General features: G+C 68.6%; 4 protein-coding genes. All 4 read right to left on the bottom strand.

What is annotated here, in order from left to right; genetic code table 11:
* A partial coding sequence (locus AB4Y84_RS16890) for an AMP-binding protein (RefSeq protein WP_442250495.1) occupies nucleotides 1-1,862 on the bottom strand: 1,862 nt, incomplete at its 3' end.
* Complete coding sequence (locus AB4Y84_RS16885; RefSeq protein WP_088100136.1) at nucleotides 1,859-2,116, bottom strand: phosphopantetheine-binding protein; 258 nt, start codon at nucleotides 2,114-2,116, stop codon at nucleotides 1,859-1,861. The genes AB4Y84_RS16885 and AB4Y84_RS16890, both read right to left, overlap by 4 nt.
* The gene (locus AB4Y84_RS16880) at nucleotides 2,116-2,748 is read right to left on the bottom strand and encodes an isochorismatase family protein (protein WP_025878587.1); all 633 of its coding nucleotides are present in this window, start codon (nucleotides 2,746-2,748) and stop codon (nucleotides 2,116-2,118) included. The genes AB4Y84_RS16885 and AB4Y84_RS16880 overlap by 1 nt, the downstream gene beginning before the upstream one ends.
* A partial coding sequence (locus AB4Y84_RS16875; RefSeq protein ID WP_442250494.1) for an AMP-binding enzyme occupies nucleotides 2,748-3,366 on the bottom strand: 619 nt, incomplete at its 5' end. The genes AB4Y84_RS16880 and AB4Y84_RS16875, both read right to left, overlap by 1 nt.

Raw genomic sequence — 3,366 nt, 5'->3', positions numbered from 1 at the left:
CCCATGCCATAGTGCTCGCGCATCCACAGCAGGCGATTGACGATGGCGCGGTGTTCGATCACCACGCCCTTGGGCTCGCCGGTCGAACCGGAGGTATAGATCACATAGGCCGCATCGTCGCCCATCGGGCCCGGCCAGGGTGCGGCAAAGCTCACGTCGGTCCACTGCTCCGGCGGCAGCACCGGCACATCTGAAAGACGGGATTGCACGCGGGCCTCTGCCAATACGCAGACCGGCTGCGCCGACGCCAGAATCCGCGCCAGGCGCTCCGCGGGATGGGCAAGGTCCAGTGGCAGGTACGCGCCGCCTGCACGCAGCACCGCCAGCAACGCAATCACCAGTTCCAGCGAACGCGGCAGCGCTACGGCAACGACCGTGCCCGGGCCCACGCCCAGCGAGCGCAGCTGCGCGGCCAGGGCGAAGCTGCGCGCCTCCAGCGCAGCATGGTCCAGCGTCGTATCGCCGAACACCAGCGCCGCTGCCGACGGATCGCGGTCCATGCCCTGCTGCAGCAGTTCGACCAGGGTCGTGTCAGGCAGCGCATGCGTGGTGGCATTGAAACCATGCACGACCTGCTTCGATTCTTCCGGCGTGGCCAGCGGCACCGTCGCGATGTCTTCGGCCAGCAGCGCGGCCGACACGAAATGCAGCAGCCGCCGGGCATGCGCCTTCATGTCATCCAGCCCATAAAGGGCCGGGTTTGCTTCAACCTCCAGATCCAGCAGGGTCTGTCCATCGCCACGGAAGCCCAGTGTCAGGTCGTCAACCGGGCCGGTGCTCAGCACTTCCAGTGAGGCCTGCACACCCGGCAGCGCCAGCGGCTTGTAGAACGGCTGTACGTTGATCAACGGCCCATGCAGACGGTGCTGTGCACCGACCAGGCCGAGGTCACGACGCAGCTGTTCGCCACGGTAGCGCCCATGCTTGCGGCTCTGGCTGAGCTGGCGCCCGATGCGCCGGCAGAATTCCTCGACGCCGCCCTCGCCGCCCGCTACCCGCAGCGGCAGCACGTTCATCACCATCGCCGGCACCCGCGCCGCCGCATTGCCAAGCCGCGCCATGTACGGCACCCCGAGCACGACTTCCTCGGACGCGCTCATGCGACGCACATACTCGGCGGCCAACGCGGCAAGCACATCCGGCCACGGCTGCAGCCACGATGCCGAGACCTGCAGCAGGCGCTCGCGCAAGGCGGGGTCCACCGGCTGCACCCAGCGCAGTGCATCGTCACTGGCCGCGGCGGTGCCGGCCAGGCCGGTGGAGGCCGGGGCGCCCTGCAGCGCCTGCAACCACCACTGCCGGTCGACGTCGCGGCGCGCATCACTGCGGTAGCTGGCATCATCGGCCAGCACGCCCGCCAACCCTGGCAGCGCACTACCGGTGCGGCCCGCATACAGGGCGCAGACGCGGTCAGTGAACAGCGCCATGCCATAGCCATCGGTGGCCAGGTGATGCACGCGCAGGTACCAGGCCCAGCGCTGGCCACCCAGGTCGAACAGCACCTGCTGGCTCAGCCGGTCGCGGGTCGGGTCGACCGCGCTGCAGCGGTCAGCCAGCATCGCCGTACGCGCCGTCTGCTGCGGATCATCGGCCGCGGCGACATCGCGCAGCTGCAGCAATGGCACCCGCGCGGGCTCGTGCCACTGCACGGGCTGGCCGTCCTCGGCCTCGGCGAAACGCAACGCCAGCGCCTCGGCCTCGACGGCGGCCTGGTTGGCGGCAGCGGTGAACGCCGGCACATCCAGCGAACCCTCGATCCACACCGCGTGCGCGGTATTGAATGCAGGATTCTGCGGTGCCAGCCGCTGGGCAAACCACAGCCCTGCCTGCGCCTCGGTCAGCGGCAGCGGCGATCCGCTCATGCCGTCTGCGCGGCCTGCAGCTGCTGCACCACCGCCCACCACTGGCGCAGCGTGGTGTGCTCAGCCAGCTGCGCGAACTCCAGTGGCAGCCCGGTGTTGCCCCAGGCCAGCACCAGCCCCAGCATGCGCATCGAATCCAGATCCAGATCGATCAGGTTGTCATCATCGCCGATGTCCGCCGCGTGGCAGTCCAGCACGCGGGCGACGTCGGCGCGCATGCGCTCCAGGGTCAAGGTTTCGGTCGTCGCGTTCATCACATTGCCTCCAGCAGCTGGTCGGTGGTCATCGGTACGCCGCACGTGCGGGCGATCCAGTGCAGCGCCTGGTCATGGTCGGCACGCGAGAAATCGGCCACGGCATCGGCAGCGATGAACGTCTCGATGTCACGCTGGAACGCCTCCACCGCCGTCGCGGTGCATCCGATGTGCGCGTAGACGCCGGTGATCAGCAACTGGTCGCGGCCGCGCACGCGCATCAGCGTTTCCAGATTGCTGCGCTGGAACGCGCTGTAGCGGTGCTTGACCAGCACATGCTCGCCCGGCTGCGGCGCGAGTGCGTCGATGATCGGCTCGTGGTCGGCACGCCGGCCCATGCCCGGGCCCCACAGGTCTGCCTGCAGGCCGCGGTCGCGGCGGTCCTGGTCGCCGTGCTGGGCGGTGTAGAACACCGGAATGCCGTGCGTACGGCAATGTCCCAGCAGGCGCGCGATGTTGTCCACCGCCGGCTGCAGCGGCGCGTTGCCGGCGTCGAATGCGGCGAGGAAATAGCGCTGCATGTCGTGTACCAGCAAGGCAACACGATCACGCTGGGGGCGCCAGGCGCCTCGCGCCTGCGGCAGTTCCGCAGCGGTCGGCAGGGAATACGGGGTAATGCGGGGCAGCGCCATCAGCGCGTTCCTCCTGTCTGTTGCAGATGACGCGCGCGCAGCTGCGCGCGCAGTTCGCGGCGACTGATCTTGCCAACCGCCGTGGTGTCGAAACTGTCCACGAAAACAATCTGATCGGGCACCTTGAACGCGGCCAGGCCACGCCCGCGCATCCACGCCTTCAGCGCCGGCGCCTTGATCGCCTCGCCCTGCTGGATCACGAAGGCACAGCTGCGCTCGCCCAGGTAGTCGTCAGGAATGGAGACCACGGCGGCGTCGAATACGCCGGGATGGGCCAGCAGATGGTCTTCGATCTCCTCGGCGGAGATCTTCTCGCCCGCCCGGTTGATGTGGTCGCCGGCACGGCCCTGCACCACCAGATAGCCGCCGGGCAGCTGCTGCACGCGGTCGCCGGTGCGGTAGAAGCCGTCGTCGGTGAACGAGCGCGCGTTGGCCGCCGCGTCATTGTGGTAACTGCGGATAGTGTACGGACCGCGCGTGAGCAGATGCCCGACCTCGCCTTCGGCAACGGGCTGGTCGTGGTCGTCGACCACGCGCACTTCATCGTCCTCGCTGATCGGCCTGCCCTGGCAAGCGACAATCAGCTCCTGCGGGTCATCCAGCCGGGTGTAGTTGACC

This window comes from Stenotrophomonas sp. 2YAF22 (assembly GCF_052114665.1).
Lineage (GTDB): Bacteria > Pseudomonadota > Gammaproteobacteria > Xanthomonadales > Xanthomonadaceae > Stenotrophomonas > Stenotrophomonas indicatrix.
Note: the sequence above shows the minus strand (reverse complement) of the source record. Positions and strands in the feature narration are given on the sequence as shown.